The 2,453-nt window shown below is 30.1% G+C and carries 3 protein-coding genes; all 3 read right to left on the reverse strand.

Translation table 11 applies throughout. The annotated features are described in order from the left end of the window. Positions 1 to 93: 93 nt before the first annotated feature. Positions 94 to 783: an ABC transporter ATP-binding protein gene (locus tag DES33_RS09470; RefSeq protein ID WP_110058831.1), complete on the reverse strand. Its 690-nt coding sequence runs from the start codon at positions 781 to 783 to the stop codon at positions 94 to 96. 100 nt (positions 784 to 883) lie between these two features. Next, a complete protein-coding gene (locus DES33_RS09475; RefSeq protein ID WP_110058832.1) occupies positions 884 to 1,861 on the reverse strand; it encodes a sensor histidine kinase in 978 nt (325 codons plus the stop codon). Continuing rightward, positions 1,854 to 2,453, reverse strand: a 600-nt coding sequence (locus DES33_RS09480) for a response regulator transcription factor (protein ID WP_110058833.1), incomplete at its 5' end; no start/stop codon positions are given. The genes DES33_RS09475 and DES33_RS09480, both read right to left, overlap by 8 nt.

The raw sequence follows: 2,453 nt of genomic DNA on the forward strand, positions 1-2,453 counted from the left end.
ACAGTTCCTAGTAAAATTACTGCCAAAAGTATGGAAATTTTAATAGCAAAACTGTCTTTCTTATTATTTTTTACAGCTCCATCAGCTAGGTCATTAATAATTTTCATAAGTTCCATCTCCTAAGAAATTTAACCTACCGTCTACCATTCTATAGACCTTATCACAAGAATTTGCTACTTTTTCATCATGAGTTATTATCATAATTGTAGAATTTAATCTTTTATTTACTAGTCTGAAAAGTCCTGTGATTTCTTCAGAATTTTTTCTATCGAGATTTCCTGTAGGCTCATCTGCTAAGATTATTGCAGGTCTTGTAATAAGACTTCTAGCAATAGCGACTCTTTGTTGCTCTCCACCGGATAATTGTTTTGGATACCTATCAAGCTTTCCTTCTATTCCTAGTATCGATAAAATTTCCTTTAAATATTCTTCATCTGCCTTTTTATTGTCTAACAAAAGAGGAAGTAAAATATTTTTTCGAACGTTGATGTTTGGAATCAAATTAAAAAATTGATATACTACGCCTATATTCCTTCTGCGGAATACTGTCATTTCATCTTTGTTAAACTTGGTAATATTTTTATCTTGAATAAATATATCACCACTTGTTGGTTTATCAACTCCTGCTAATAGATGAAGCAAGGTAGACTTTCCTGACCCGCTATCTCCAATAATGGCGACAAGATCTCCTTTTTCTAGTTCAAAATTCACATTTGATAGAGCGTGTACTTCTACTCCACTATTGTAAGTTTTTGTTAAATCTACTGTTTTTACAATATTCATATTTAGTCCTCCTTAACTTGTCTATATAATACTAGGCTTAAGTGACTGGAAAGTGACTAGAAAAAAATGACTGTGCTTTATTTACACAGCCATAATTAAATCAGTTATAAAATCTCAGTTCAAAGGAATTTGATTTCTTCCCCTTATGATATAAAAGCTCTCCATTTTGTCTTTCCATAACAGATTTTGCCATAGGAAGCCCAATACCATAGCCTTTTGAATTCGGATCCGCTTTATAAAAACGTCTAAAAACTTTTTCTAACATTTCTCTATTTAAACCTTTAGAAAAATCTTCCACAAATATACTCTTATATAAGTTCGTTTCTTTTAAGTGAATTTCTATATGCCTATCTTCTGTTGCTTCTAGACCATTTTTCATCACATTAAATGCTGCTTCATAGGTCCATTTCTTATCGCATATAAGATCAAAATCATCTCCATCAAGGGGAATTTCAATATTATCATTGATAAAATAATCTTTTAGGTTTTGTATGATATCTTCAATTAATCCTCGAGCTGATATCCTATCTTTTGTCATTTCAATTGTACCTGAATCAAGGGCTGCAAGTTTTAATAAAATATCGGATAGATTGTAAAGTCTAAGGAGATTGTCCCTAAGTCTAGATATATACTCTTTTGCCGATTCATCTTCTTCGTCTTCTAATAAGTCTAGTAATAATAGAGATCCAGTTAGAGGAGTTTTTATTTGGTGGGCAATGTCTTCAGTATATTCTCTTAAGATCTCTTTGTTTTTTTCAGCATTTTCAGCTATTCTCTTGTTTTCTATAATAATTTTAATAATCTCATCTCTGAGCTTGCCAAATTCATCGTCAATAATTTCGTAATTATCAGAGTTTATATCAAGTGAATATAGTAGGTTAAATATATTGTTGATCTTATCCTCAAGAGCTTTTTCTTTTTTCTTTTCAATTTTTGAAATAACTATAAATAGAATTATATTTATTAGTAGAAAACCTATGAGCGTTAGAATATCAAATCTTGGATTGAGATAAACTACAAACAAAGACATTATCAAATTTAAAATTAAGACAAGTAAAATATTTTTGTTTTTACTCATTGTCCCACCTATATCCTATCCCTCTAAGAGTTTTTATATGACTGCCATAATCTCCAAGTTTAGATCTGAGTCTTTTTATAGTTACTGTTAAGGTATTGTCATTCACTTCATAAAAATCATAACCCCAAACATAATCTAAAATTCGCTCTCTTAGTAGATTTATATTTTGATTTTCTAAGAGCATTTCCAATATAGCAAACTCTTTTAAGTTAAGGTCTAAATCTTTTCCATCTATTGAAGCTTGTTTTGATATAAGATCTAAAGATAAATTTTCAAAAGTCAGCTCATTCACTTTTTTAATTTTTCTACTAAAAACATTGTCTATTCTCGCCTTTAGGACAGGGAGAGAAAAAGGTTTAGTAATATAATCATCTGCTCCTTGGGAAAGACCTTTTATTACATACTCGTCTTCGTCTTTTACAGTAAGCATTATTACAGGAAGGTCAGAAAATCCCCTCAGCCACTTTAAAAAATTAAAGCCTGATCCATCTGGAAGATTGGCATCAAGTAGAATTAAATCAAAATCATTAAAATTAAGATTCTCTGTCTGAGAAAGATTGTTATAAATAATAGTTTCAATATTATGCTTGTT

This window comes from Finegoldia magna (genome assembly GCF_003182075.1).
In the GTDB taxonomy this organism is placed as follows: Bacteria; Bacillota; Clostridia; order Tissierellales; family Peptoniphilaceae; genus Finegoldia; species Finegoldia magna.

Coding starts and splice junctions, on each gene's coding strand:
- DES33_RS09475 (WP_110058832.1), bottom strand. CDS start 1,861: ATGAGTAAAAACAAAAATATTTTACTTGTCTTAATTTTAAATTTGATA.
- DES33_RS09470 (WP_110058831.1), bottom strand. CDS start 783: ATGAATATTGTAAAAACAGTAGATTTAACAAAAACTTACAATAGTGGA.